The 25,523-nt window shown below is 70.4% G+C and carries 28 protein-coding genes; 11 read left to right on the top strand and 17 right to left on the bottom strand.

Features of this window, described 5'->3' with window-relative positions:
* Positions 1-152 precede the first annotated feature (152 nt).
* Positions 153-1,106: an NAD(P)-dependent alcohol dehydrogenase gene (locus AB0C03_RS00880; RefSeq protein WP_357633171.1), complete on the top strand. Its 954-nt coding sequence runs from the start codon at positions 153-155 to the stop codon at positions 1,104-1,106.
* 6 nt (positions 1,107-1,112) lie between these two features.
* On the opposite strand, the gene AB0C03_RS00875 is transcribed toward AB0C03_RS00880, so the two are convergent.
* The 4 genes from AB0C03_RS00875 to AB0C03_RS00860 form a co-directional block, all read right to left on the bottom strand.
* Complete coding sequence (locus AB0C03_RS00875) at positions 1,113-1,649, bottom strand: ATP-binding protein (RefSeq protein WP_245233676.1); 537 nt, start codon at positions 1,647-1,649, stop codon at positions 1,113-1,115.
* 19 nt (positions 1,650-1,668) lie between these two features.
* Positions 1,669-2,580 (bottom strand): GNAT family N-acetyltransferase, encoded by a 912-nt coding sequence (locus tag AB0C03_RS00870; protein WP_030333750.1) that lies wholly within the window; start codon positions 2,578-2,580, stop codon positions 1,669-1,671.
* A 74-nt stretch (positions 2,581-2,654) separates the two neighbouring features.
* A complete protein-coding gene (locus tag AB0C03_RS00865) occupies positions 2,655-2,852 on the bottom strand; it encodes a hypothetical protein (RefSeq protein ID WP_030333752.1) in 198 nt (65 codons plus the stop codon).
* A 147-nt stretch (positions 2,853-2,999) separates the two neighbouring features.
* Positions 3,000-5,018 carry a hypothetical protein gene (locus tag AB0C03_RS00860; RefSeq protein WP_357633166.1) on the bottom strand — a complete coding sequence of 673 codons (2,019 nt, stop codon included), beginning with the start codon at positions 5,016-5,018 and terminating at the stop codon, positions 3,000-3,002.
* Positions 5,019-5,270: 252 nt separating this feature from the next.
* Here AB0C03_RS00860 and AB0C03_RS00855 point away from each other — a divergent pair, with 252 nt between their 5' ends.
* Positions 5,271-5,540 carry a hypothetical protein gene (locus AB0C03_RS00855; RefSeq protein ID WP_210865681.1) on the top strand — a complete coding sequence of 90 codons (270 nt, stop codon included), beginning with the start codon at positions 5,271-5,273 and terminating at the stop codon, positions 5,538-5,540.
* Positions 5,541-5,687: 147 nt separating this feature from the next.
* On the opposite strand, the gene AB0C03_RS00850 is transcribed toward AB0C03_RS00855, so the two are convergent.
* Positions 5,688-6,515 carry an SAM-dependent methyltransferase gene (locus AB0C03_RS00850; RefSeq protein WP_030333757.1) on the bottom strand — a complete coding sequence of 276 codons (828 nt, stop codon included), beginning with the start codon at positions 6,513-6,515 and terminating at the stop codon, positions 5,688-5,690.
* Positions 6,516-6,761: 246 nt separating this feature from the next.
* On the opposite strand from AB0C03_RS00850, the gene AB0C03_RS00845 reads away from it, so the two are divergent.
* Complete coding sequence (locus AB0C03_RS00845; protein WP_357633161.1) at positions 6,762-7,934, top strand: cellulose binding domain-containing protein; 1,173 nt, start codon at positions 6,762-6,764, stop codon at positions 7,932-7,934.
* Positions 7,935-7,943: 9 nt separating this feature from the next.
* A complete protein-coding gene (locus AB0C03_RS00840; protein WP_210865679.1) occupies positions 7,944-9,080 on the top strand; it encodes a glycoside hydrolase family 53 protein in 1,137 nt (378 codons plus the stop codon).
* Between the two features lie 108 nt (positions 9,081-9,188).
* On the opposite strand, the gene AB0C03_RS00835 is transcribed toward AB0C03_RS00840, so the two are convergent.
* The 3 genes from AB0C03_RS00835 to AB0C03_RS00825 form a co-directional block, all read right to left on the bottom strand.
* Entirely contained in the window at positions 9,189-9,575 is a 387-nt protein-coding gene (locus AB0C03_RS00835; RefSeq protein WP_357633157.1) for a hypothetical protein, read from the bottom strand.
* Positions 9,576-9,718: 143 nt separating this feature from the next.
* On the bottom strand, positions 9,719-11,011 hold the full coding sequence (locus AB0C03_RS00830; RefSeq protein ID WP_210865677.1) for a GAF domain-containing protein: 1,293 nt from the start codon (positions 11,009-11,011) through the stop codon (positions 9,719-9,721).
* Positions 11,012-11,145: 134 nt separating this feature from the next.
* Positions 11,146-11,589, bottom strand: coding sequence for a MerR family transcriptional regulator (locus AB0C03_RS00825; protein ID WP_357633152.1), 444 nt, complete (start codon positions 11,587-11,589; stop codon positions 11,146-11,148).
* Between the two features lie 56 nt (positions 11,590-11,645).
* Between AB0C03_RS00825 and AB0C03_RS00820 the strand changes: the two genes are divergently transcribed.
* Positions 11,646-12,551, top strand: a complete 906-nt coding sequence (locus AB0C03_RS00820; RefSeq protein ID WP_357633149.1) for an oxidoreductase — start codon at positions 11,646-11,648, stop codon at positions 12,549-12,551.
* Between the two features lie 365 nt (positions 12,552-12,916).
* Positions 12,917-13,723: a DUF4352 domain-containing protein gene (locus AB0C03_RS00815; protein ID WP_357633146.1), complete on the top strand. Its 807-nt coding sequence runs from the start codon at positions 12,917-12,919 to the stop codon at positions 13,721-13,723.
* Between the two features lie 209 nt (positions 13,724-13,932).
* Here the strand turns inward: AB0C03_RS00815 and AB0C03_RS00810 are convergent, their stop codons facing one another.
* The 3 genes from AB0C03_RS00810 to AB0C03_RS00800 all read right to left on the bottom strand — a co-directional run bounded on the left by AB0C03_RS00810 (position 13,933) and on the right by AB0C03_RS00800 (position 16,690).
* Positions 13,933-14,796: a TIGR03620 family F420-dependent LLM class oxidoreductase gene (locus AB0C03_RS00810; RefSeq protein ID WP_357633143.1), complete on the bottom strand. Its 864-nt coding sequence runs from the start codon at positions 14,794-14,796 to the stop codon at positions 13,933-13,935.
* Positions 14,797-14,939: 143 nt separating this feature from the next.
* Positions 14,940-15,587: a response regulator transcription factor gene (locus tag AB0C03_RS00805; RefSeq protein WP_210861656.1), complete on the bottom strand. Its 648-nt coding sequence runs from the start codon at positions 15,585-15,587 to the stop codon at positions 14,940-14,942.
* Positions 15,584-16,690 (bottom strand): sensor histidine kinase, encoded by a 1,107-nt coding sequence (locus AB0C03_RS00800; RefSeq protein WP_357633140.1) that lies wholly within the window; start codon positions 16,688-16,690, stop codon positions 15,584-15,586. Before AB0C03_RS00800 ends, AB0C03_RS00805 begins: the two co-directional genes overlap by 4 nt.
* A 138-nt stretch (positions 16,691-16,828) precedes the next feature.
* On the opposite strand from AB0C03_RS00800, the gene AB0C03_RS00795 reads away from it, so the two are divergent.
* Both AB0C03_RS00795 and AB0C03_RS00790 read left to right on the top strand, forming a co-directional pair.
* Positions 16,829-17,422 (top strand): CDP-alcohol phosphatidyltransferase family protein, encoded by a 594-nt coding sequence (locus tag AB0C03_RS00795; protein ID WP_357633137.1) that lies wholly within the window; start codon positions 16,829-16,831, stop codon positions 17,420-17,422.
* Complete coding sequence (locus tag AB0C03_RS00790; protein WP_357633134.1) at positions 17,419-17,889, top strand: hypothetical protein; 471 nt, start codon at positions 17,419-17,421, stop codon at positions 17,887-17,889. The genes AB0C03_RS00795 and AB0C03_RS00790 overlap by 4 nt, the downstream gene beginning before the upstream one ends.
* Positions 17,890-17,902: 13 nt before the next feature.
* Here AB0C03_RS00790 and AB0C03_RS00785 read toward each other — a convergent pair whose 3' ends face one another.
* Together AB0C03_RS00785 and AB0C03_RS00780 are read right to left on the bottom strand one after the other, a co-directional pair.
* Positions 17,903-18,565: a response regulator gene (locus tag AB0C03_RS00785; protein WP_357633131.1), complete on the bottom strand. Its 663-nt coding sequence runs from the start codon at positions 18,563-18,565 to the stop codon at positions 17,903-17,905.
* Positions 18,553-19,653 (bottom strand): sensor histidine kinase, encoded by a 1,101-nt coding sequence (locus tag AB0C03_RS00780; RefSeq protein WP_357633128.1) that lies wholly within the window; start codon positions 19,651-19,653, stop codon positions 18,553-18,555. Before AB0C03_RS00780 ends, AB0C03_RS00785 begins: the two co-directional genes overlap by 13 nt.
* A gap of 191 nt (positions 19,654-19,844) precedes the next feature.
* Between AB0C03_RS00780 and AB0C03_RS00775 the strand changes: the two genes are divergently transcribed.
* Together AB0C03_RS00775 and AB0C03_RS00770 are read left to right on the top strand one after the other, a co-directional pair.
* Complete coding sequence (locus AB0C03_RS00775) at positions 19,845-20,246, top strand: DUF6069 family protein (RefSeq protein ID WP_357633125.1); 402 nt, start codon at positions 19,845-19,847, stop codon at positions 20,244-20,246.
* A complete protein-coding gene (locus tag AB0C03_RS00770; RefSeq protein WP_030333783.1) occupies positions 20,243-20,698 on the top strand; it encodes a hypothetical protein in 456 nt (151 codons plus the stop codon). The genes AB0C03_RS00775 and AB0C03_RS00770 overlap by 4 nt, the downstream gene beginning before the upstream one ends.
* On the opposite strand, the gene AB0C03_RS00765 is transcribed toward AB0C03_RS00770, so the two are convergent.
* Complete coding sequence (locus tag AB0C03_RS00765; RefSeq protein WP_357633122.1) at positions 20,679-21,914, bottom strand: MFS transporter; 1,236 nt, start codon at positions 21,912-21,914, stop codon at positions 20,679-20,681. The genes AB0C03_RS00770 and AB0C03_RS00765 overlap by 20 nt on opposite strands.
* Before the next feature lie 127 nt (positions 21,915-22,041).
* Positions 22,042-22,911, bottom strand: a complete 870-nt coding sequence (locus AB0C03_RS00760; RefSeq protein ID WP_357633119.1) for a fructosamine kinase family protein — start codon at positions 22,909-22,911, stop codon at positions 22,042-22,044.
* Between the two features lie 87 nt (positions 22,912-22,998).
* Here AB0C03_RS00760 and AB0C03_RS00755 point away from each other — a divergent pair, with 87 nt between their 5' ends.
* Positions 22,999-24,066 (top strand): serine hydrolase domain-containing protein, encoded by a 1,068-nt coding sequence (locus tag AB0C03_RS00755; RefSeq protein WP_357633116.1) that lies wholly within the window; start codon positions 22,999-23,001, stop codon positions 24,064-24,066.
* Here the strand turns inward: AB0C03_RS00755 and AB0C03_RS00750 are convergent.
* On the bottom strand, positions 24,025-24,900 hold the full coding sequence (locus AB0C03_RS00750; protein ID WP_357633113.1) for a DUF4253 domain-containing protein: 876 nt from the start codon (positions 24,898-24,900) through the stop codon (positions 24,025-24,027). The two genes, AB0C03_RS00755 and AB0C03_RS00750, sit on opposite strands and share 42 nt — an antisense overlap.
* Positions 24,897-25,487: a DinB family protein gene (locus tag AB0C03_RS00745; RefSeq protein WP_357633110.1), complete on the bottom strand. Its 591-nt coding sequence runs from the start codon at positions 25,485-25,487 to the stop codon at positions 24,897-24,899. Before AB0C03_RS00745 ends, AB0C03_RS00750 begins: the two co-directional genes overlap by 4 nt.
* Between the last annotated feature and the right edge of the window lie 36 nt (positions 25,488-25,523).

Raw genomic sequence — 25,523 nt, 5'->3', positions numbered from 1 at the left:
CCCAAGAATGCCTGGTCAGAGGCTGTTACTGCTTGCCGCGCCGCCCGGGGATGCCGGTTGTCCCGCCGTGCTAGCCAGGAGAGGTAGGCTGCTTGCCCGGAACGCTTCGGGTACCACGGCTGGCCTACTGTCCCGAAGGCTGGTGGTGCCAGGTGAAAGCAGTCGTGTACGACCGGTACGGATCCCCGGATGGGTTGCGGATCGAGGACCTCCCCAAGCCTTCCCCGGCTGCCCGACAGGTGCTCGTCAAGATTGCGGCGACCTCGGTGAACCTGAGCGATTGGGAGGCGCTGCGGGGTTCGCCGCTGTATGCGCGCATCGGTGGGCTGCGCTCCCCGGCACGCCGGACCCTCGGCTCGGACATCGCCGGACGGGTCGAGGCGGTGGGTTCCGCCGTCACTCGGTTCCGACCTGGTGACGAGGTGTACGGCGACAACCTCATGCTCAAGGGCGGGTTCGCCGAGTACGCGATCGCCCCCGAGTCGGTCCTGGCCCGTAAGCCCGCCGCCCTGACGTTCGCCGAGGCGTCGGCGATCCCGCAGGCGGGCGCGATCGCACACCAGGGCACTGCGGGCGCAGGAGCCGGCAGCCGAGTTCTGATCAACGGCGCCGGCGGGGGATCCGGCGCGTTCGCGATCCAGTTGGCCAAACGACTCGGCGCCCAGGTGAGCGGGGTCGACAACGGGGGCAAGCTCGACTTCATGCGGTCCGTCGGCGCGGACGAGGTGATCGACTACCGCAGCCGGGACTTCACCCGCGGCGGCCCGTACGATCTCATCCTCGATCTGGTCGCGTACCGGTCGGTGTTCGCCTACCGCCGGGCGCTGGCCCCCGGTGGCCGCTACCGGTGCGTCGGCGGATCGGTCCCGGCGGTGCTGCGCGTGCTGACGGTCGGCGCGCTGGCCGGCCGGCTCACCAACCGCCGGCTGGGCGTGCTCGCCGTCCGGGAAGGGCCGGCCCACTTCGAACCGGTTGCCGATCTCTGCGTCGCGGGTGACCTCCGCATCCACATCGACCGGGCCTTCACCCTCGACGAGACGCCCGAGGCGTTGGCCTACGTGGGCGAGGGACGCGCCCTCGGAAAGGTCGTCGTGAGCGTCACCTGACAGGCGTCAGGACAGCGACGGCGGCCAGCGGTGTTCGCGCCACTCGTCCCATGTCGAGAATCCAGCCGGCGGATCGTCAAGAGGTTCACTGCCGTCGAGTTCTGCTCGCGTTGGGATCTCGATGGTGGAGGCCCACTCGGCGAGTTCGTCGTCGGACATCGGCCACGTCGTGTGTGGCGCTTCGGCTTGACGCCGATCACGTCGTCTCCGCTGCTCGGCCGGGGTGAGTTCGAAGTAGCGCATCTCCACCAGCGCGCATCGGTCTGCTGCGGCCTGGCGGAGCGCGGTGCGCTCGTTCCGACTCCAGAGGCCGTAGTCGATCACGACGTTGTTGCCCAGTTCAAGCGCGCGCAGCCCGATCTGGATGAGCCGACCTTCGATCACGTCGCCCGCTGATGCCGGATTCTCGTGGCCGTAGAGAGCCTTCACCCATTCGTCCTTCGTGAGACGGAGCGCTGCCCGCTCGGTCTCGATGCGCCGAGCGGCAGTGGTCTTCCCGGTGCAGGGGAGTCCCACAGTCAGGAACAGTGTTGGTCGCCTCATCATCACCCGCGTCCCGCCGTCAGCGGCGAATGACCAGGTTGGCCATGTCGACGACCGGTCGGTAGCCGAGCGCGGCGTAGATCTTGTTCGAGGTCGGGTTGGCCTGGTCGGTGAACAGGCAGACCCGCGTACCCTCGGCCTGGATTCGTCGGGAAACCTCGGCGACCGCGTTGCTGGCCCACCCCCGTCCGCGTTGGGTGGGCGGGGTGTACACCGGGCCCACCCGGGCCACTCCGAACGACGGCGGGTTGGCACCCGTCAGGTGCACCGGCTCTCCTGCGTCGTCGACCCAGAACCACAGCCGTCCGGCGTGGAGGCGGCGCACCATGTCCGCCCGGTCGGGCATCTCGTGGGCTCTGGTGCCGCGTGGTCGGCCAGCCTGTTCGTCGGCGTCGTCCATGAACGCGGCGAACCAGTCCGTGACCAGCTCCACATCGTCCTCGGTGGCGACCGTCAAGCCGCCCGGCACCGGTGGCGGCATCGTCAGCTCGCCGAGCTCGTGCAGTCGGGTGTGCTGGGTGATGTCGACTCGACCCCCGCCGAGCCGGGTCAGCTCGGCGGCGCACAGTTCCACGGCAGGCAGGGCCCCGTTGACAGCGAGTACCTCCTCCTCGCGCTCGTGCAACGCGTGGGCCAGCGCAACGGACGCCTCGTCGGGCATGGGCAGCAGAAACGGGGGGTGGGGGGCATACGGTGCCGTACGCATCCCGGCGCCGACCACGACGCCGGAGCTGTCGCTGACCACCAGCCACCAATTGCGGTCGGGCTGTGAGATGCCCTCGGCCCGCTGCGACAGCAGCCGGTGCGCGACGGTCGTCACGACCGTGCTGACGACCGGATCGGCGCTCAGGTAGTCATCGGCCACAGCCAGGAACTCGCCCGGATCGGTGCAGAACCGCAGGCGCAGCCCGGCTGTCGAGACAGCGCTCATCCGCCTACGCTAGCCACCGCCCCATTCTCCGCGCCTCCGAATTACCGGCTGCGGCCGGGACTGAGGAGGGCGACTCAGCTGCCGTCAACCGTGCCGTCGCTGAGCTGCGGAGGCTTGGGTAGCAGGATCGGGACCGTTGACAGGCCTTGGATCGCCATGGAGTAGTACGAGTCGAAGAGGTCGAACACCTCGTTGGCCTGGTCGAGGGTGAGGTCGTCGGCGCCGGTGCCGGCCGGCCAGTCGTGCGATGAGACGTGGTACTCGGAGTCCATGGACATCACCTGAACCGATCCGATCTGCCGGGGCGTACGAGGCTCACCTCAGTGAAAACGTACGCGGTGCCGTTCTGGTTCACAGACGGGTGCGTCGATGTATCGTGATCGCTCGATGTGGTGGGCCGAGTGTAACAGGGCTCCACCCTAGTGAAGGTGCTCTTTGGGGCCACCGAATCCGTCGGTTCTGCCCGATAGATGGATGAATTCCCACGTCCTCGCGAGGTACGCGTAACCGGTGGTGCTCGCGTTCAACAGGGCCAGCAACATCAGCGCGCTCCATGCCATCGACGTGATGCCCAGGATCTGCATATCGGCCGGGACTTTCCATTGCAGGAGGGGGAGTTCTGCCTTGTAAACCATGAACAGGCCGCTGGCGGCGATCGAACACAGCACAGTGGCCAGCAGGGAGATCCGCGCCGCGAGTGTTCCCTCAAGTAGACGTCGCGGTTGGCTGTCAAAGCCGAGCCAGGCTGCGGCGACGGCGGGAAAAACCAGAAGGAACGCCGGCACGTCGGTTCCCGGGTCGTGGTCGCGCGAGGTGACGAAGCCGATCAGCCAGATGAGGAGTGCCGCCGCTGTGGAAGCGATGAGCGCGCGGAAGACCGAACCCGGTGGCACCTCGTAGAAGCGGAACCGCACATCCGGGATGCGATCACCGTTGGGCAGTTTTTCCCTGGGCTCGGGAAAGAAGCGTGTGTAGAAGTGGGCGTAGCGTTGGCCGGCGCGTCGGCGGAAACGGTAGTAGGGCGGGGGCGTGGTCAGTTCCAGCAGCGGCCCCGACTTCTCCTGCGCGAAGCTCTGCTCAAGTCGTGACTGGCGATCGTTCCAGTGGGCGTTCAGGTATCCCACCAGTTCCTGCGCCTCCTGTACGCCGACGAACACCCCGTCCTGGCAGTCGATGATGAGGTGATAGCTCTGCGTGGTCCACGCGTTGTCCAACGATATGGAGAAGTCGACAGGTCGGGAGCCGAGCAGCAGACGTGCGCGCGCCTTCAACCAGCTCAGGATGCCCTCGGACAAGGGCGCAAGGGCGAGGGTGGGCGTCATCATCCGCTCGTACGAGACGACGAATCGACCATCCACGGGACAGGGCACAGCCGCCACGACCGCGTAGTGGGATGACAGCTTCTTGATCAGTTGCGCCGCCAGCTTCAGCGCTGCGGGGTTCGCGAGCTTCGTCCGGCCGTTCGCGTGTCCTGCCCGGTACAGCGCGTTGCTGCCCTCGCTGTCATCAGGCTCGTCGCTCGTGGTCGTGGCCCGGCGCATCACCGCCTGGAGAGCGGTCCGTTCCGCGTCGAGAGCGTCCGGGTGTCTGCCGTTGGAGATGTCCTCGCCGTAGGCGATGTCGAGGAGGGTCCGGAGCACTTTGGCGACGAGTTGCAGGTACTGCCGGTAGGAGAGCACCGGTACCGCGCTGCCGTCGGCGGCCAGGACCCGCAGGTTGTCCACCATTTCGCCCTTGCGGGGCACGAGTACGGGGAAGAGGATGACGGCCGGATGCTGGGTGGCGTCGGTGGCGTCGCTCCGCCCACCTTCGAAGCCCTCGTTGCCTGTTGTCGTGCGCTGGGCCGGAATTCCTGGCCTCGGAAGTGTCGCGGTATCAGCGGTGTTCAGCAGCCGTTGGACGTCCCGTGACGGCAACTGCGCATCGATGGTGACCAACTGGGTCAGCGTCCGCTGGCCCGGATCGTATCGCTCGGTGAGCCGCTGACGAACGTGTGCGGGGTAGATGACGGCAGAGGCGAAAATGCGCGCCTGTGCGGGCCCGGCGTTGTCCGAGGTGTTGCTGATCTGCGCTTGGCCAGCGGTTCGCTGCAGGACGTTGACCTGGTATTCGGGTAGCCCCCATACCTTCGTGGATCGATGTGATGTCCGTTGCGGAAGAACGTAACGGCGTCGGGTGTGTATGACGAGGAGCAGACCGAGCGTCAGCGCCGCCAGTGCCCGTAGCGCCCATCTCAGGTCGGCGCCCCATCTGTCCGGCGTGCCGACGATCACGAAGACAAACAACAGCGCCATGAGGATGCAGGTGACGAAAACGGAGAGGGCCGATGGCGGCGATACCACTTTTCGCTCTGCGGTGACACGGGCCGACGACGATTTACCCGCCGGCTCTGCTTCCTGCGCGGCCGGTGCGTGTTTGAGCGAGGAGACCACATCCACCTCCGGGATCGCCGCTAGGACTCAATGAAATTCACGTTGGGCTCTACACCCTTACGGCCGGCCATAGAGGGAAGAAGATTGGTGTCAGCGATGCGACAGCAGGACCGGGCGGGCGGTTACAGTTGCCCACAGCAACGGTTCGATTACGGTGGACGGCCGGGCCGGCTGCTGCTCCTCCGAACCGGTTGATTGGGCCCGGCGGCTCAGCCCGCTGGGGGAGCGGGCGGCCAGCGGTACGCCGACAATGGGGGGATGAAGCGAGAGGTGAGCCTGATGCGGTTGACCGGGGCGCGGGCGAACGGCGCGGTGGCGACGGGTGCGGCGGCCACCGGTGCGCGGGCTGCGGGGGCTGTGTCGCTCGGTGCGCTGGCCGTGGGGGCGCTGGCCGTCGGGGCCGTGGCCGTCGGGGCGCTGGCCATCGGGCGGCTGGCTATCCGCAGGGCAGTGGTGCGGGAGCTGCGCGTCGGCCGGTTGGAGATCGACGAACTGGTGGTGCGCAGTCGACCCACCGCCGAGGAGTAGGGCGTAGCCGCAGCGGGCGGCAGCCGCTGGGCGGGGTCTGGCGGCACCGCGTACGGGAGTCTTGCGGGCACTTGCCGCTCCGGTCGGAGCTGACGCGTGTCCGTCGGCGGGGCATGCTCCCGCCGACGGACCTCAGGCAGGGCGGGCCTACGGTTTGCGGGCGAGCATCCCGACGAACGTGTGATAGGTGTCGGTCTGCACCGTGACGGGTGCGTCCGGCTCCGGGCGCCACTCGGCCAGCGGCACCAGCCCCGGTTCCAGCACCGTCAGCCCTTCGGCGAACGAGAGGATCTCCTCGTCGGTACGCCAGCGGCCGGTGCCCAGCGACTCGTTGAAGACCCGTTCGACCTCGCGGGCCTTGCGGGAGCCCTCTGGGTCCCGGTCGCCCGGGTCGCGGAAGTGTGAGATCGCCACGTAGCTGCCGGAGGGCAGCGCGTCGATCAGCGCCGCTGCCACCGCCTTCGGGTCCTCGTCGTCACCGAGGTGGTGCAGGATCGCGAAGAGCAGCAACCCGATCGGCCGGTCGAAGTCGAGGAACCGGCGTGCGTCGGGGTGGTTGAGGATCGCCTGCGGTTCGCGGATGTCCGCCTGGATCACCGTCGCGGTGCCCTCCGCGGCGAGCAGGGCGCGTCCGTGCGTCAGGACGATGGGGTCGTTGTCCACATAGACCACCTGAGCCTTCGGGTTCTGCTCGGTGGCGACCTCGTGCACGTTGCCCTGAGTGGGCAGCCCGGAACCGATGTCGAGGAACTGGTCGATGCCCGCCTCGGTGACGAGGTAGCGGATCACTCGACGCAGGAAGGCCCTGTTCGCCTGGCCGGCGGCCGGCCCGTCCGGGGTGATCCGCAGGGCGTGCTCGGCGACCTTCCGGTCGGCCTCGAAGTTGTCCTTGCCGCCCAGGAAGAAGTCGTAGACCCGGGCCACGCTGGGAATGGTGGGGTCGATGCCGGCGGGTGCCGCCTTGTCGCGGGTCATAGGCGTCTCCATTCGATCGGGGTTGGCGCAGGCAGGGGTCTACGGATGGTGCCGGCGTTGCGGCGAGTGTAACGATCGGAACTGTTGAATTTTGCCCCACTGGTATCGCTCCCAGCCCAGCGAGGGGCGTGAATGGTGCCGACTCGGGAGGAAGGGTGCGGCGACCCTCCGGTGTGGACCGGGCCGCCGCCGACCGAGGCGTGAGATACGTTGGCGATCATCGATGTGTCACTGCATGGTCGGTGTATGACAGGCGTCTCCTGGTCCTCGCTGTTCTGCCGTCCCCGGCCGGCCCTGCTGGCCGCCGTCCTGCTGTCGACGGCGGTCCTCGGCACCGCCCTGAGCGCCGCGCCGGCGGCCGATGCCGCCACCGTCGCGCCCGCCGCCCATCCGGGAGTCGCCCCGGCAGCCGCTGCGGGCGCGGTGTCCGCCGCGACGCCGGCCGGAACCGCGCCGCCGGCGCCGGTCAGCACGCCGAGCACCACGCCCGTCCCGCCGAGCCCGCCCACGAACGTGACCGCCAGCGAGGTCCGGACCGGGGCGATCACCCTCACCTGGACGGCCGCCACGTCCGGCTGCTGCGGCATCGCCGGCTACGACATCGCGTATTCCCAGGAGTTTGGCGATATCGGCCTCAGCGCCACCGCCGGCGCGGTCACCACCACCACGATCACCGCCCACGTTGGGCCGGGCATGCAGTTCTCGATCCGCATGATGGCCCGGGACAGTCTCGGGCAACGCTCGAACTGGTCGGACGTGCTGACGGTGGTCACCCCGGTGACGGACACCGGCCCGGACACCACCCCGCCGAGCGCGCCGCAGAGCCTCACCGTCGGCGAGGTGACCGCCTCGACCGCCACGTTGTCCTGGTCACCGTCGACGGACAACGTCGGCGTGCTCGGATACAGCGTCTACCAATTCGACGGCTGGTTCACCTCCAGGCTGATCGCCACCGTGCCGGGTACGACGTACACGGCGTCGCTACCCACGTCGACGCCGACGCCGCTGCGCAACCTGTACTACGTGCGGGCCCGGGACGCGGTGGGCAACGTCTCGATCGCGTCCAACACGGTCGAGCTGCCCACGACGCCGCCACCCGCCACCTGCCGGGTGACCTACCGCAACCAGTCCGAGTGGCCGGGCGGTTTCGTGGCCACCGCGACGGTCCACAACCTTGGCGCAGCACCGGTCGACGGCTGGACCGTGACCTTCAGCTACCCGGGGGACCAGCAGGTCACCTCGGGGTGGAACGCCACGATCGGCCAGACCGGCACCACCGTGACCGCCCGTAACGTCGACTGGAACCGGGTCCTCGCGCCGGACGGCTCGGCGACCTTCGGCATCCAGGGCCGGTGGGGGGTCAGCGACGCGCCGCCGACCGGTTTCTCGCTGAACGGCGCTCCCTGCACCGTGGGCTGAAGGAGTCTCGTGAACACCCGTCCGGTCACTCCCCACCGTCGCACCAGGGCCCTGGCCGCCGCTGTCACCGCCGGCGTCCTCGTCGCCGCCACGCTCGTCGGCGCGCCCGCACCCGCCTGGGCCGCGAACACGCTCACCATGAGGGGCGCCGACGTCTCCTCGCTTCAGCGCAGCCTGGATCTGGGGGCCACGTACTACGACGCCGGCGGGGTCGCCCGCGACCCGCTGGACATTCTGAGGTCCGTCGGCGTCAACTACGTCCGGCTGCGCGTCTGGAACAACCCGATCAGCGGCTACAACAACAAGAGCAGGGTGTTGACCCAGGCGAGAGCGGCCAGGGCGAAGGGCCTCAAGGTGCTCATCGACTTTCACTACTCGGACACCTGGGCCGACCCTGGTAAGCAGCACAAACCCGCCGCCTGGGCCACCCACAACCTGAGCCAGCTGCGTAGCGACGTGTACGCGTTCACCTACGACGTCTGCGCCAGCCTCAGCGGGCAGGGCACCCCACCGGACAGCGTCCAGATCGGCAACGAGATCAACGTCGGGATGCTGTGGAACGAGGGCAAGGTCGTCAACAACGACTTCGCGCCGCTGGCCAGCCTGCTGAAGCAGGGCTACTACGCCACGAAGGCGTGCGGCGGCGGCATCCCGGTGATGATCCATACCGCCAACGCCGACAGCAACGCCAACGCCAGATGGTTCTACGACGGCATCCGCGCCCAGGGTGTGCAGTGGGACATCACCGCCCAGTCGTACTACTGCATGTGGCACGGCAGCCTGGCGAACCTCTACAACAACATCGTCGACCTGCGTGGTCGCTACGGCAAGCCGGTGGTGATCGTGGAGACCGCGTACCCCTTCACCCGCAACAACGCGGACAGCGAGCCGAACGCCATCGGCGACGCGACCTGCGACGGCATCAGCGCGACCTGGTCCGGGCAGGCCCAGGAGTTCGACTGGGTGCAGAACACGGCGCGCAACGCGGGGGCCATCGGTGTCTTCTACTGGGAGCCGACCTGGTACGCCGTCCGCGGCAACGGCTGGGACCCGGCCAACATCAACGGCACCGGAAACCAGTGGGACAACATGGCCATCTTCAACTGGTCCGGCCAGGTGAACCCGGGCGTGCGCTGGACACCGTGACCCGGCCGGGTCGGACGTCCGGCGGCGGCTCCCGGCGTGTGCCACTGCCCCTCGGAGCGGCGGCCACGATCCGTCGCCGAACGTCCGCGATCAGGCGTCGGGGGAGGGTCAGCAGGTGCGCGTCTGCCAACTCACCTTCGTCGCGACCAGCGGCACGTAGAAGTTTCCCCCGCCGGGGCGAACGCACTCGACGCCGGTGTGCTCCGTCCCGAGATAGTTGTAGGACCAGCTGATCTCGGCGTTGCGTGAGGTGCGGTTGTAGAAGTTGAAGGCCGGGACGCTGCCGGACCACTCGCTGCTGGTCACCAGGGACGGAGTCGCGGTAGGACCCTCCGCTGGGTGATCCCAGTTGGCCCAGATGCAGAACGTGCCCTGCGGGCAGTTTCCGGGCGGCCAGACGTCGTTGGATGCTGCGGAGGGTGCCGCCGAGGCGGCGGGGGCGGTGGCCAGCACCCCGACGACAGACGCGACGAGGGCGAGGGATTTCACCAGCACGGTTCACCTACCCAAATCGATAACCTTCGATGAACATCGATAGGCTACCGGTGGAAATTTGAAGGGTCAAGCACTTGACGTCGCCCCGGAGTGGAGCGCGGCCTACGCTGCGCAACAGGTGCCCAGGAGGCTTCCGTGAACCGTCAGCGGTTGAGGTAGGCGGCCAGGCCGCCGAGTTCCTCACTGGCGATGAAGACCGACCGCACGTTGAGGATGGCCTCCTCGACGTGGGTGGGGCAGCCCCACGCCGCGTCGCCCCACGAATCGGCAATCTTGATCTCGGCCGGCGCGGTGCACCCGGCGGCGCCGCCGAGTTGGCAGTGCTCAGGGTGCGGCGCGGCGGCCTGCGCCGCCGCGGCGGCTCGCATCTGGGTGGCGAGTTCCGCGGCGGCGGCGGCACGCTGCTCAGCCTCGGCGCGGAGCTCCCGCTCCACGAGCACCACCCTGGCCAGCTCGTCATTGGCCGACCTGGCGTGTGCCTCGGCGGCGAGCTTCGCCTGCTCGATGTGGTGGCGTTCGATGGCCAGGGCTGCGGTGCCGGCGAAGAGCCGGGCAAGGGCGAGGTCGGTGTCCTGCGGGACGCGCGGGGTGCGGTGGTACATCGCGAAGGTGCCCAGCAGGCCGCCGTCGCGGGCCAGGATCGGCGTCGACCAGCAGGCCGCCAGTCCGGCCTGGTCGGCCAGGTCCCGGAAGTCGTCCCAGAACGGGTCGGTGGCGATGTCGGTGACGATGACCGGCGCCCGCCGGTGGGCGGCGGTGCCGCAGGAGCCGACACCTTCGCCGGTCGCGATGCCGTCGATGGCCTTGTTGTAGAAGTCGGGCAGGCTCGGCGCGGCACCGTGGCGCAGGTGTCGGGCGTCGGCGTCGGCGAGCAGGACGGAGACGAGCACCCCCGGTGCGAGGTTCTCGATGCAGCGGGCCATCCCGTCGAGCACCTCGGTCAGCGGTGCCTGGCGGGCGATCTGCTCCAGCAGGGCCCGGTGTTCGGCCATCAGCCGTTGGGCATGTCTGACCTGTGTGGTCTCCACACCGAGCACCCGAATCCCGGTGACGTTGCCGTCGGCGTCCCGGCGCGGCTCGTAGGTGAAGTCGAAGAACGCCTCCCGCACCTGCGGGCCGCTGCCCAGCATCACCTGGATGTCCCGACCGGTGTAGGGCTCACCCGAACGGAAGACCTGGTCCAGTAGCGCGATGAAGCCCTGATCGGCCAACTCGGGCATCAGTTCGGCGAGCGGGAGCCCGACGCGGGCGCGTTCTTCACCGATGGTGGCGAAGAACGCCGGGTTGGCCGTCTCCAGCAGGTGCCCGGGCCCCGTGAGCGACGCGAAGACGGCGATGGACTCCCCGAACAAACCCCGCAGGTCCTCCTCCGCTGCCTGCTCGGCAGCAGCCGGAGCCGCAGCGGCAGGAGACCGTTGGCCTGGCACTGCGGTCATCGTGTGGTCTCGCCTCTCGTCTGCGGCTGTCGCCGGTCCAGCGTACTCACGCGCCCGGCACTGAGGTCCTACCCACCAACCAGGCGTCGCAACCCGCCGCCCGAGCAGCCACGACACCCGGCACGCGGGGTTCGTCAGCCCGTCTGGTGCGAGGGCTCCGCCGTGGTGGGCCGGGGTTGCTGTTGCCACGGATCACCGCGGGCGCCGGCGGCGAGGTGTCGCTCGTAGCTGTCCACCTTGCCGTCGACGAGGTCGAGGCAGTCGCGCAGCCGCGTGAGCTGCTCGGTGATGTGGCGCCGGTGTTCACGGAGCAGTTCGAGCCGTTCGGCCTCGTTGCCGCTGCCCTCGCGAACGAGCTGGGCCAGGCGGCCGATGGTCGTGAGCGGCATCCCGGAGGCCCGGAACTTGACGCAGTTCGCCAGCCACTCGACGTCCCAGGCGCTGTAGACGCGCCTGCCGGACCTGTCACGCTGCACCTCGCTGGCCAACAGACCCGCACGCTCGTAGAGGCGCAGGGTGTGCACACTCAACCCGGTGCGCTGTGCCACCTGCCCGATGCGCAGCCCGCCGTCCGCCATGGCACCGACCGTAGCCCGTTGACCTAGACCCCGGTCTAGCACCTAGCGTCCGCCTCATGACCCACACCACATTCGGCCCGCACAGTACGACCGACGACGTCCTCGCCGGAATCGACCTCACCGGCACTACCGCAGTCGTCACGGGCGGCTACTCCGGCCTCGGTCTCGCCACCACCCGCGCCCTCACCCGGGCCGGAGCCCGGGTCATCGTCCCCGCTCTTCGGCCGGACGCGGCGCGCCAGGCACTCGCCGACACCGCCGGGGTCGAGGTCGACCGCCTCGATCTGGCCGATCTCACCTCCGTCCGCGCGTTCGCCGAACGGTTCCTCCGCAACCATCCCGCCCTCGACATCCTGGTCGCGAGCGCCGGCATCATGGCCTGTCCGGAGACACGCGTCGGCCCCGGCTGGGAAGCGCACTTCGCGGTCAACCACCTCGGCCACTATGCGCTGACGAACCTGCTGTGGCCCGCCCTCACCGCCGCCGACACGGCTCGGGTCGTCTCGGTCGCCTCCGGGCGGGACCCGGCGTGGCGTATCCGGTGGGACGACGTGCAGTTCGAGCGCCGCTACGACAAGTGGGAGGCGTACACCCAGTCGAAGCTCGCGAACATCCTGTTCGCCCGCCACCTCGACCTGCTCGGCAGGGAACACGGCGTCCGCGCCTTCTCCGTCAACCCTGGCTGGATCCGCACGCCCCTGCAACGGCACCTCGCGGCCGAGGAGATGGTCGCAGCCGGCTGGATCGACGCGGACGGGAACTCCGCGCCGGGCCTGTTCAAGACCGTCGAGCAGGGCGCTGCCACCCAGGTCTGGGCCGCCACGTCACCCCAGCTCGACGGGAACGGCGGCGACTACTGCGTGGACTGCCACCGCACCGACAGCGACCCGACGGACAGTGGCGAGGCAGCTCGACTCTGGGCGTTGTCAGCCGAGCTGACCGGCCTCGATCTCATCGCCTGAGCCGGAGTCGTGCGGCGAGGGCGGGCTCCTTCCCGGAAGGCTTGTCGAATCAGGCTTGTCCTGCAATTCAGTTCATGGAAATCCGCGTCTTGATCTATGTCTGCACCATCCACAATTGAGCGAAGTTGCTGGACATGGGACCGAATTGCGTCTCAAGGCCGATGCCGGGCGCCACATGAATTCACTTCAATTGCTGGATGTCTCAACGTCGGAGAGCCTCATGAACAAACAAGGTGCTTTCTTCAGCTAATCGGTTGGTGCGACGAGACAGCAGGGGGACGCCATCGGCAGTATCGCCATGGCACCTTGAACGCGCTGCTCCCATCCGGGCGCATCACCAGCACATCGGGGAGACCTAAACACCAATGACCAACCCCTACGAGCCTGCCCAAAACCAGCCATCCTCGGGCGCTCAGCAGCCGGCACCGCCAACCGCTCAATTTGCTCAGGTACCCGCCGGCCAGTATCCGCCGCCGCCCGGGCAGAGTCCGGCGCCCGTGGCGCCGCCGTCCACGCGCAAGCGGTCGTGGCTGATCCCCACCCTCATCGGTGCGGCTGTCGTCGTGGTGCTCTGCTGCGGTGGTGGGCTCGTGATCGGCCTGACCGGCGATGACAAGAAGCCCGACGCGTCGGCCAGCACCGACATCCCCGCAGCTGGCAGCAGTGCCTCCGCACCGGCTGCGGCAGCGCCGAGCACGGTGCGGTCGGCACCCGCGTCGGCGAAGCCCGACCCGGTGACGACAACCGCCGCTCCCGACAAGCCCAAGACCTTCGGCACCGGTGACAAAGTGCGTGGCGGTGACTTCGAGTTCACCGTCAACAGCGTGAAGTGCGGGATTTCCCAGGTTGGCAGCGAGTTCCTGAACAAAAAGGCGCAGGGCACCTTCTGCCGGGCCAGCGTGACCGTCAAAAACGTCACCAAGAGCGCGCACACCTTCCACGCTGATGGCACCATCACCGCCCAGGACGGCTCTGGTCGGAAGTACGAGGTCGACGGCGAGGCAGCCATCTACGGCAACACCGACGGGCAGGGCTTCCTCGACAAAATCAACCCGGGCAACTCGGTGAAGGCAAACGTCTACTTCGACGTACCGAAGGGCACGAAGCTGAAGAGCATCACGTTCGATGCCGGCTTGTTCACTCTCGCCGAGGACGCTGTCGTCACTCTGTGACGGAGACGAACCAGCAAGGCGCCGGGCTCACGGATGTGGGCGTGCCTCGTCGTCATTAGACCAATCGATGGCGGCGAGGACGCTGATGCTCTCCAAGGCTGCGGATCGCCCGTCGTGCCGCCAATGGCGGCACGACGGGCGATCGCTGTCGCGCACCAGGCATCGCCGTACCAGACGGCGGTTCTCCGGTCGCCCTGGTCTCGCGAGGGTCAGATCAGGGCCGCGGCCAGGGTGCGGAACGCGTCGGCGGGGAACGTCGTGTCGTCGCCGCCGTTGAGCACCTGGATCGCCACCTCGTCGGCGCCGGCCTGGTAGTGCTGCTCCAGGCCGGCCGCAACCTTCTCGACCGTCCCCCAGGGGATCAGGGCGTCGACGAGCCGGTCGCTGCCGCCGTCGGCGAAGTCCTCATCGGTCCAGCCGAAGCGCCGCAGGTTGTTGGTGTAGTTCGGTAGCGCGAGGTACCCGCTCGTGTACAGCCGGGCGGTGGCGCGCGCGGTGGTGGCGTCCGCGTCGAGGACCACCGCGACCTCGGGGGCGAGCAGCCGGTCTGGCCCGATCGCCGCCCGGGCCTCGGCGGTGTGCTCGGCCGGGACGAAGTACGGGTGGGCCCCGGCGGAACGGTCGCGGGAGAGTTTCAGCATCCGCGGGCCCAGGGCGGCCAGGATGCGTCGCTCGGGCGAGAGCCCGGCCGCGTCGAGGCCGTCCAGGTAGTCCACCATCCTTGAGTACGGCTTGCGGTAGTCGGTGCCGCCGCTCTCCACCACCACTGCGTGGCTGGCGCCGAGACCGAGCAGGAACCGGCCCGGATGCGCCCGCTCGGCGTCCTGGGCGAACGCCGCCACCTCGGGGGGCGACGAGTGCCAGATGCTCACGATTCCCGACGCGACCCCGATGCGCGTGGTCCCGTCCAGGATCTCCCGGAAGCGCGGGGCGACGTTCTCGCCGAAACCACCGGAGAACCAGATTCGTGAGTAGCCGAGATCCTCCAGCTCGGTCGCGGCGTCGATCACCGCGCCCCGACTCTCGCTGGCGAGGAAGAACGGTTGCCATACGCTGACGAGTCGTTGTGCCATACCTGAACCCTACGGCCTGCGGCAGCGTCGCGGCGTGGGTTCAACCCGGCCGATGACCATCCGCCCCGGTCCGCTGTGGACAGTCATGGCGTCGGCCCGCTTCATCGCTCTCGTGGCCGGGGTGCCTGTCCGGCCTGGATCACTCACGGTGCCAGGCCGGCCTGGATCGCCAGGATGGCCGCTCGTACCCGGTCGCGGCTGCCGGTCTTGGCCAGCACGTTCGTCACGTGGGACTTGACGGTGCTCATCGACAGGTAGAGGCGTTCGGCGATCTCGTTGTTGTTGAGCCCGGCGCCGATCAGGGCCAGCACGTCGACCTCCCGGGCGGTCAACTGGTAGGCCGACAGGTCCACCCGGGTGGCCGGGCCGGTCGCCCGGACCCGGTCGAGGACGGCACCGGTGACCTCGGCGGAGAGGACCGCCTCGCCGGCCGCGACGGTGCGTACCGCGGCGATCAGGTCGCGGGCGCTGGACCGTTTCAGCAGGAACCCGCGCGCCCCGGAGGCGATGGCGTCCAGCACGTAGGCGTCGTCGTCGAAGGTGGTGACGACGATGACGGCCGGTGCGTGCGGGATCGTGGCCAGCTCACGGGTGGCCTGCAGACCGTCGAGCACCGGCATGCGGATGTCGACGAGGGCGACGTCGATGCGGGAGTCGCGGCGTACCGCGTCGAGGAACTGCCGGCCGTCGGCCGCCTCGGCCGCGACCTGGATGTCGGGTTGGGATCGCAGGATCAGGCTGAAGCCGTCCCGGACCAACTCCTGGTCGTCGGCGATCGCGACGCGGATCATCGGTTCGCCACCGGCAGGTTGGCCTGCACGACGGTGCCGCCGCCGGGGCGTTGGCCCAGCTCCCAGCTGCCACCGTACGCGGAGACGCGTTCCCCGATGCCGAGCAGACCCGACCCGCTCGTGGGCGTGCGGGGCGGCCCGACGCCGTCGTCGCTGACCCGCAGGCGGGCATGGTCGCCGACCCGGACCAGTTCGACCCAGGCCGCCGTGGCTTTCGCGTGCCGGGCGATGTTGGTGAGGGCCTCCTGGGCGATGCGGTAGACGGTCAACACTCCGATCTCGTCCAGACCCGGATCGGGGTCCAGTTGGACCCGCACCGTCACCCCCTGCTGGCGCAACGGCTGCGCGAGCAGTTCGTCGATGTCGGACAGGCGCGGCGGCGCGCTCACCGCGATCGACGCGTTCGGGTCGCGCAGGTGCACGACGAGAGTGTCGAGTTCGCTCAGCGCGGTACGGCCGCTGCCCGCTATCGCCCGCAACGCCGCCCCCGGGTCGTCGCTGAGTTGGCCCGCCTCGGCCTGCACCACCATCGCGGTGACGTGGTGGCCGACCACGTCATGCAGCTCGCGGGCCAGGTTGGTGCGCTGTTCGAGCCAGGCGGCCTGGCCGCGCAGGTCGGCTGTCTCCCGGGTGAGGGCGTAGCCGCGTGACCACGAGCGCAACAGGACCGCCAGGAGATAGCCGGCCGTCACGAAGAACAACGGCTGCTCGTACAGCCCCCGCTCGTTGAGCAGTGCGATGCCGAGTGCGCCGGCCGCACCGGTCAGACCACCCACCCAGCCCAGCCACGGGTGTCGGGCCGGGTCCTCGCAGGTGGAGACGAACACCAGGCCGGCGGCCGCGAGGCCCAGCTGCACCGATTCCCCGGTGCTCACGATCGCCACGAACCCCGCGCAGACCGCGAAGATCAGGGCTCGGTGGCGCGGGTGCAGCGCGGTGGCCCCGAGGCCGACCGGCAGCACCAGCCACGCCCAGCCGGCCGGAACGGACACGCCCCCCTCGACGGTGGTGACGACGGCGACGATGATCACGCCAACCACGCCGTACGCGAGTCGGCGCGCCCGCGCGGGGTCACGCAACAGTTCGCGGATTCCAGTGCTCACCCGCACAGTCTCCGCGACCAGCCGGAACGCCGACCAGTACCCAGGTACCGGATCGGCCGGCACCCCGGTACCGCCCGCGCGCCCAGATCGGCACCGCGGCACGTTCCGCGCGAACGCTCGCGGGACGAACCTGCGGGGGTGACTCTCGTTGACTCCCGTGTCGCCCTCACCGTCGGCCCTTTCCGTACGGTTCCCAACTACATCACCGCCGTTCGTACGGTCGCCGCTGTCGCCGTCGGTGTCGTCGCCCTCGTCTCCGGTTCGATGGCATTGATGGCGGTATCGTATGGTATCTACTGGGTCGGCGACGTGCTCGACGGCTGGGCCGCCCGCCGACTCGGCCAGGAAACGCGAGCCGGGGCCGTCTTCGACATCGTGAGCGACCGCGCCTGCACCGCCGTGCTCTGCGGGGGCCTGGTCGCCCTCGTGCCTGAGGTCGCGGTCGTCGCGGTGGTCTTTCTGCTCTCGTTCCTGGTGCTGGACACCATGCTGTCGCTGGCGTTCCTGTGCTGGCCGGTGCTCAGCCCCAACTACTTCCACCTCGTCGACCGGCGGGTGTGGGCGTGGAACTGGTCGCCGCTGGCCAAGGTCGCCAACACCGCCGGGGTGATCGGCGCCATCGCGTTCGGGCAGTACCGGCTCGCGCTGGCCGTCGCCGTCGCCGTCGTCGCGGTGAAGCTGTGGTCGGTCGCAGCGGTGCTCCGGCTGCTCCACCGGGACGGCCGGGCGTGAACAGCCTCGCCGAGGCCGTGGTGGCGCTCGGCTACGGTCTCGCCTCGGCGCTCGTCCCGGTCGTCAACGCCGAGGCGTACGCGGTGGTCGCCGGGCACCGTGGCGGGCACGCTCTCCTCGCCGTGCTCGCTCTGGCGCTCGGGCAGACCGTCGGCAAGCTGCTGCTGTTCGAATCGGCGCGACGCGGATCGGGGCGGCTGGCCCGGACGCTCGCGCGGCGCGACGAGTCAGGTCGCGCGGCGGCCCGGACGGCACGGTGGACCGCGCCGATTCGGCGCTGGCTCTCCCGCCGCCGCACCGCCCTGCCGACCGTGCTCGTCTCCGCCACGGTGGGGGTTCCACCGCTGGCAGTCGTCAGCCTCGCCGCCGGCACCGCGGGCCTTCGACGCTGGGAGTTCGCCGTCGTGTGCCTGTCCGGTCGGATGCTCCGGTTCGCGGTCCTCGTCCTGCCGGCGGCGCTGGCCTGACCGCCGGTTTACCTCAGAGGAGCCGGCCGTCGTGGGCGAGCAGGGCGATCTGGGTACGGTTGTCGAGATCCAGCTTGGTCAGGATGTGCGAGACGTGGGCCTTCACCGTCGTCACGCTCATCAGCAGCTCGCCGGCGATCTCGGCGTTGGAACGCCCGTGGGCGATGGCCAGCACGACGTCGCGTTCCCGGGGCGTGAGCACCGCCAACCGCCCTCGCGCCTGCTCGTAGGTCTCGGCTCCCGACGCGACCCGCTGCATGAGCCGGCGCGTCACCCCCGGCGACAGCATCGGGTTGCCGGCCGCCACCGCGCGGACCGCCTGGCTGATCTGCTCGGGTGGAGTGTCCTTGAGCAGGAAGCCGCTCGCGCCCGCTTGCAGGGCCCGCACCACGTGCTCGTCGGTGTCGAAGGTGGTGAGCACGATGATCTCGGGCGGCCGGTGGCGGCGGCGCAGGCGCTCGGTGGCGGTGATGCCGTTGACGCCGGGCATCCTGATGTCCATCAGCACCACGTCGGGCAGGTGCCGGTCCACAGCGGTGATCGCCGTGGCACCGTCGGCGGCCTCGCCCACGACGACGATCCCGTCTGCCCCGTCGAGCATCAGCGTGAGCATCCCCCGCACGAGGGGGTCGTCGTCGACGATCACGACCCGGATCGGTCCCGTCACGTCGGCCACGGCAGCCACGCGGTGAGGTGGAACCGGCCCGTGGCGTCGACGTGGTGGGTGACCCGACCACCGGTGAGCGCGGCCCGCTCGGCGAGGCCGATCAGACCCGTGCCGGCGCTGCCGGTGGCGCCGCCGTGAGGCGTGGTCGGGTTGCTCACCGCGATGCGCAGGCCCGTGCCGGGCGCGCCGCCGAGCACCAGCCGGACCGGCTGCCCGGCGGCGTGCTTGCGGGCGTTGGTCAGCGCCTCCTGCGCGATCCGGTACGCGGTGCGGCCCACCGCGGCGGGAATCTCGACCGGCGGACCGAGCGGGTCGTCGACCTCGATCCGTTGCCCGGCGGCCCGCGCCTCGTGGAGCAGGCTCGGCAGGTCGGCGAGGGTCTGCCCGGGTGGCGCGTCAGTCGGCGACTCGGCGTCGTCGCTGCGCAGCAGGGTGATGACCTCGCGCAGCTCGTCGAGGGCGTGATGGGCGCTGGCCCGGATCACCCCGGCGGCGGCGCTGAGCCGCTCGGGCGGCGCGTCCGGCCGGTACTCCATCGCGCCGGCCGCCGCCGCCAGCAGTGACAGCCGGTGGGCCAGCACGTCGTGCATCTCCCGTGCGATCCGGCCGCGTTCCGCCGCCCGCGCCTCGTCGACCCGCCGTTCCTGCTCCCGCTCGGCCCGCCGGGCCCGGTCCCGCAGCTCCGCCAACAGGGCGTTGCGGGCCTGCGCCCAGGTGCCCCAGCCGAACAGGGCCGCGTACGCGATCGTCATCAGCACCAGCCGCCACCCGTACGGCAGGCTCGGCACCGGCCGCCAGAACGCCTGCACCGCCTCACCCGCCACGCTGACCGCCGCCACCGCCGCCGCCTGGCGAAACGGCCGGTTGCGGGCGAGGAACAGCACCGCGAAGCTGGCCACCGGCGTGGCCACCGGGGACAGCGCGACGAGCACACCGGCCAGCACACCACCGGTGCGCGGGCGGCGGATGACCACCGGAACGAGGATCAGGGCGGTCACCGCCAGCGCGACGTCGACGCCGATCATTCCGGCGGAGCTGGACCGGGTGGCGGACCACAGCATGGTCGCGACGAGGACGCCGACCGCCGCTGTCGTCACGCCCACCCGAGCGAATCGCCACGCCCCGGGCGGTTCGACCTCGCACGCCGCCGCATCCACATCGCGCACGCTACTGCGCTGGTGGCGGGCCGGACCACCTCCTTTGGTAGTACGCCGAGCCGCCGGCGGACGTACCCGTCGCGGCGTCCGGACCGACGCGTCCCGCCCGGCCCGGTCCGCAGACTCAGGCCATGACGAAGAACCTTCCCCTGGTACGGGCCATCGTGGCGGCCGGCGCGATCGTGGTGGCGGTGGCCGAGTTCGCGTTGCTGCACTCGGCTGCCGGCGTCGACCTGTCGGTCAGGTCCGGCAGCTCGACCCGACAGGTCACTGTGGGCGCTGTCATCGTCGCCGCGGCGGTCGCGGCGCTGGCGGGCTGGGCGCTGCTCGCGGTGTTGGAACGTCGTACCGACCGCTCCCGTGTCTGGTGGACCTCGACAGCGGTGACGGTCCTGCTGCTGTCGCTCGTGGTCGGGCCACCCAGCGGCGTCGGCGGGGCAGCGAAGGCGACCCTCGCGCTGCTGCACCTGAGCGTCGGCCTCGTCCTCATCCTCGGCCTGCCCCGGCCCCGACCGGCAGGGGCGGACCGGTGACCGCCCTGACCGTCCGCAAGCAGGACGGGGCGTTCGTCCTCGACTCCGGGTCGCGCGCCTCGCTGCGTACCGGCTGGACCTGGCGGTGCGGTGAGATCCGCACCGGCACCGGCCGCTGGACGGTCGAACCGACCGGCCGCCGACGGACCGGATTCACCGCCCGGGGCGAGTACGGCGTGCCGGTGCGGCTCGACCCGGGCCGGTCGCACGTGCCGGGGCCGGGCGGGGTGGCGCGCTGGCTGCCCGGTCACTGCGGTGGTGAGCTGGTCCGCGACGGGCACCGCCTGGCGGTGCGGCTTCCCGGCCGACGGGGTGGGCCGATTCGCGTCGACGTCACCGGCGAGTGGGCCGAGCTGGAGTTGGTGGTGCTCACCGCCTGTTTCGCGCTGATGAGCCAGCGGCGGCGGCGCACCCTGATCATGATGGCGGTGGTCAGCGGGGCCGGTGGCTGACCGTTCGACGGCGGAGCGTGCGACGCGACGCGGTGGGGTCGGTCGGCCCTGGTCCGACGGCGCGACCGCGACGCGTGTCCACGGCGAGCAGGGTGAGCGCGGCCAGCGCCAGCAGCCCACCGACGAGCGCCAGCGGGCGGGCCCCCGAGGTGGGCAGCAGGGCACCGCCGAGCAGTGACCCGCCGGCGATGCCGGTGTTGAAGGCGATGCTGACCCCGGCCGACGCGATGTCGGTGCTGCCCGGGGCCAGGTGCAACATCCGGTTCTGCACGGCGGAGCCGAACGCCGCGTACGCGAGGCCGATCCCGGCGAGGAACGCGACCACACCCGGCTTGAGCGCGCCGAGCGCGTACAGCCCCAGCAGCGACACCATGCCGATGCTCAGCGGCGTCAGCAGCGAGGCGATCGGTCGGCTGTCCAGAGTCCGCGCCGCGACCAGGGTGCCGACGACCCCGGCCGCGCCGGAGACGAACAGCAGCGGTGCCAGCACCGCGTCGGCGAAGCCGCTGACGTCGAGCAGGAACGGTGTCACGTAGGTCTGCAGGGTCATGAAGCCGCCGATGCCGAGGGCAGTGGCGATCAACAACACCACGAAGCGACGCCCGTCCGGCGCGGAGCCCCGGGCGGCGCCACCAGCGGCCGGGGGATAGGACGGAAGGAGGACCACCACCGCGGCGGCGATCGCCAGACCGACCCCGGCCAGCACCGCGAACGCGGCGCGCCAGCCGGCCTGCTGCCCGAGCCAGGTGCCGAGGGGTACGCCGAGCACCGGGGCGAGCGTCGCCCCGGTCGCGAACAGGGCCACCGCCCGGCCGCGTACCGCGACCGGAAACGGTCCGATCACCGTCGCCGTGGCGACGGACCAGAACAGCGCCTGGGCGAGGGCGGTGACCAGACGGGCACCCGCCAGCACGGTGTACGTCGAGGCGAGCGCGGCGGCGGCGTTGGCGGCGGCGAACAGCAGCATCGTGACGCCGAGCAGCTGCCGCCGGGGGATCCGCTGGGTCAGCCGGGTCAGCGGCACGGACGCCAGCACCACCACCACGGCGTACCCGCTGACCAGCAGTCCCACCTGTGAGCGGGACCGGCCGAGATCGGGTGCGATGTGGGTGAGCAGACCGACCGGCAGCAGTTCGGTCGTGATGAACGCGAACGCGGCGAGGGAGAGCGTGACGAGCACCGCCCTGGCCCTTCGCGGCGACACCTCCGGTGCCATGGTCCACCCCCGTTCCAGGGGTCACCGTAGTGGAGTCCCCGACCTCAGCTCCGCTCGCGGGTCTCTCGACGGACGTCGATCCCGTCACGGGCGGGCCGGTTGCCGTTGTCGACGGCCGGGCCTGCGCTCACTGTCGGGTCCGGAACGGGGCGAGGACGGCGCGGATCTGCTCAGCCGCACCCCAGTCGTCGTCGAACTGGGCCAGCACGGCGAGGTGCTGCCGCAGTTGGATGAGCGGCATACGGGCCTCCCAGTCGCCGTCGAGCGAGGTCAGCTCCGCGTAGAGCGCGAACATCCGTCGTGCCTCGGGTGGGGGAGAGGTGGACCACACGTGCGCGAGGTCCACCTCGGCCCACATGTACGACACGGCCGGGTCGATCAGCGCTGGCTCTCCGTCCACGGTCGCCATGATGTTCTGTGCCCACAGGTCGCCGTGCGTCAGACACGCCGGCCGGTCCGGCAGCAGGTCCGGCAGCCGGTCGCAGAGCCGTTCCAGCGCGGCTCGGTCCGCCGCGTCCAGCGCCGCCTCGACGCGGGGCTGATCGAGCCAGCGAAGCAGCCGGTGCTCGGCGAAGAAGGCGAAGCCGTCGTCGTTCCAGGTGTTGATCTGGCGGCGGCGGCCCAGCCAGTTGTCGTGGTGCCAGCCGAAGCGAGGATGGGTGGTGCTCAGGTGCAGGCGGGCGAGCAGGTGCGCGAACCGCTCCCAGAAGACCTCGCTCTGCGGCCTGGCCCGCAGCACCGACAACACCAGCAGGTCCCGATCCGCCAGGATCACCTCGGGGGTCGCCACCCCGCCGAGCTCGCGCAGCGCGGCCAGCCCGTCGGCCTCGGCGGCGAAGACGTCGTCGGCCGGCGGATCGGCGAAACCCTTGACGAACACCGGCGGAGCGTTCCGGCGGGTGGCGATGCCGGCCAGCGCCGCGAGCCCGCCCGTCACCGGCCGCACCGTCACCACCTCACGCATGCCGGCCCGGTGCAGCCGCTCCAGCAGGGTCATCCGGGATGCTCCTCGTGTCCGGCGACGGTCAGCCGATCCTAGGTGGCCGGTCGCGGCTCGTCCTGCCGGTGTTGGACACTGCTGGGCATGCGTCACCTGTCGGTGGACCAGCAGCGGCTGGAGCGGGTCGTCCGGGAGTTCGGCGCGCGGTGGACGAGAGACGCCGCCGACATCGAGACCTACCTGGCGGCGCAGGTCGCGGACACCAGCCACCGCGAGGTCGTCGGTCCGCTGCTCGCCGCCAGTGGGGCCAGCGGCGTCGTCCTGGTCGGCGGTCGCGAGGTCGCGGCCTGGGGCGACCCGGACGTCCCGGAGATGGCTTTCAGCGTCACCAAGTCCGTGGTGTCCGTGGTGGCCGGCCTGGCCTTCGACGACGGGCTGTTGGTGCCGGACCAACCGGTGCACCAGGTCGTCGACGTCGCTGAGTTCCGCGGGCCGCACAACGAGCAGATCACCTGGCGTCATCTGCTGCAGCAGTCGAGCCAGTGGGAGGGCGAGCTGTGGGGCAAGCCGACGAGCGTCGACGCGCAGAGCTTCCGCGAGCGGACGGAGGTGCACGGCACGCCTCCGGGGCAGGGGTGGGCGTACAACGACGTGCGGATGAACCTGCTGGCGTACGCGTTGACGCTGCTGCTCCGCCGGTCGCTGCCGGAGGTGCTGCGGCAGCGGGTCATGGACCCGCTGGGCGCCTCCGACCGGTGGTCGTGGCACGGGTACCGGACGAGCGTCGTCGACATCGACGGTCGCCCGACCGCTGTGGTCTCCGGCGGCGCACACTGGGGCGGAGGGCTGATCGTCCCCGCCCGGGACCTGGCCCTGATCGGTCAGCTCTTCCTGGACCGGGGGACCCATGCCGGGACCAGGCTGCTCAGCGCCGAGTGGGTTGATCAGTCGTGGTCTCCGTGCCCGGTGAAGCGGGAGTACGGCTATCTGTGGTGGCTCAACGACGATCAGGTGCCGTGGCCGGGAGCCCCGGCCACCGGCCGCAGCGCCCGGGGCAACGGCGGACGACACCTGCTGTGGGTGGATCCGGCCCGGGAGCTGGTCCTCGTCTCCCACTGGACCGAGGAACCGCTCGAACTGATCCGTGCGGTATCCCGCGCCGTCGGCCGGTCAGGGCCGGTTGTGGACGAACCACACGTCACCGGCCGATAGGGCGACGGCGACCTCCCACCGGCGCAGGTCGAGGCTCGGGGCTAGCGCCTTGAGCTGACCGGCGGCGACCCACGCCTCGTCACCCGGCGTCGGGCGACGGCCCACCTGGAACTGCAACATGGTGCCCCAGGACGCGACCAGTCGGGCGTCCCACCGGTGCCGCCACTGCGCCAGCACCTCGGCGAGCTTCCGCTGATGTTCGCAGGTCAGCGCACCGTAGAAGTCCACCCAGTACGCCGAGCTGCGGACGTCGCTGGTGGGCACCAGCATGAGCAGGACGCTGTCGGGCGTGAACCAGTAGTCGGTCTGCGTCACGAGCCGCACCTTGCCGAGCACCTGGGCGTGCAGGTCGGCGTCGGTGAGCAGCCGGTCGTACATCGCCCGCTCCAGCACCGGGACGGGCGTCGGCAGCGCCACGTCCGACACCAGGGCGCTCAGGTCGACGCGGGTCGTGCCCCGCGCATGGTAGTCGATCTCGCTCTGCTCGACCTGCTGGTCCTCGCTGTAGTGGCGGTAGCTCAGCCAGGGTGCGGAGGACGCGGCGGCCTCGGCGAACGCGCGCAGCTCGGATTCCGACGGACCCTGCTCGGGCTCCGGCCGGATCGTGAGCCCGTCGTCGAAGTCGTCGGTGACCAGGACGGGCCGACGTCCGGTGACCGGCACCAGCGCGTCTGCGGCCCGCCAGGCCTCGTACAGACGATCGGGGTCGACGTCGGCGACGAGGATGGTGCCCGCCGGGCCGTGCCCGATCGGCAGGCCGGCCAGTGGGGTGCCCACGAACGCCGCTTCGATCCGGGCGAGGTCGTCTCGCCGGTCGACGGGTATCCCGCTCATGCGAAGCGGTCGGCCAGCTTCGTCAGCTTGCTGACGTAGGCCGGCCAGTCGAAGTCGTCGGGGAGGATGGTGCTGTCCCGCCGAAGGCCGATCGCCGCGTCGTGCTGTTCGCGGATGATGTCGGCGTGCCCGGCGTGACGGGCGAGATCGCAGGTCACGTGGATGATGATCCGGTGCAGCGTCACGTCCTGCGAACCGGGCCGCCACCACGACACGTGCCCCGGCGCGTCGAGCGGTAGCTGGTCGATCGTCTGGTCGGCGAACGCGGCGACCCGGCGATACAGGTCGATCAGCCCGTCCTTCGTCTCGTCCTCCCGGGCGTACCAGTCGGCCTGCGGGTCCTCGTCGAACGCCGCCATCGGGACCAGCTCGTCAGGGGTCGGGAACTCGCGGCCGAAGGTGGGCCCGAAGTAGCCGGCTTCGACATTGAGGCAATGCTTGAGAATGCCCAGCAGGTTGTTTCCGGTCGCCGTGCGGGGCAGCCTGACCTCGCGTTCGCTGAGCCCGTCGAGCTTCCAGATGAGGTCTTCGCGGGTCCCTTGAAGGTAGAGCTGCAGCGCAGCCTTCATGTCGCTCAGATCAGCCATGCCGGCCAGTCTTCCCTACCCGTCTGACCTTCGGGC

The sequence above is a fragment of the Micromonospora parva genome, from assembly GCF_040649675.1.
Lineage (GTDB): Bacteria > Actinomycetota > Actinomycetes > Mycobacteriales > Micromonosporaceae > Micromonospora > Micromonospora parva.
Note: the sequence above shows the minus strand (reverse complement) of the source record. Positions and strands in the feature narration are given on the sequence as shown.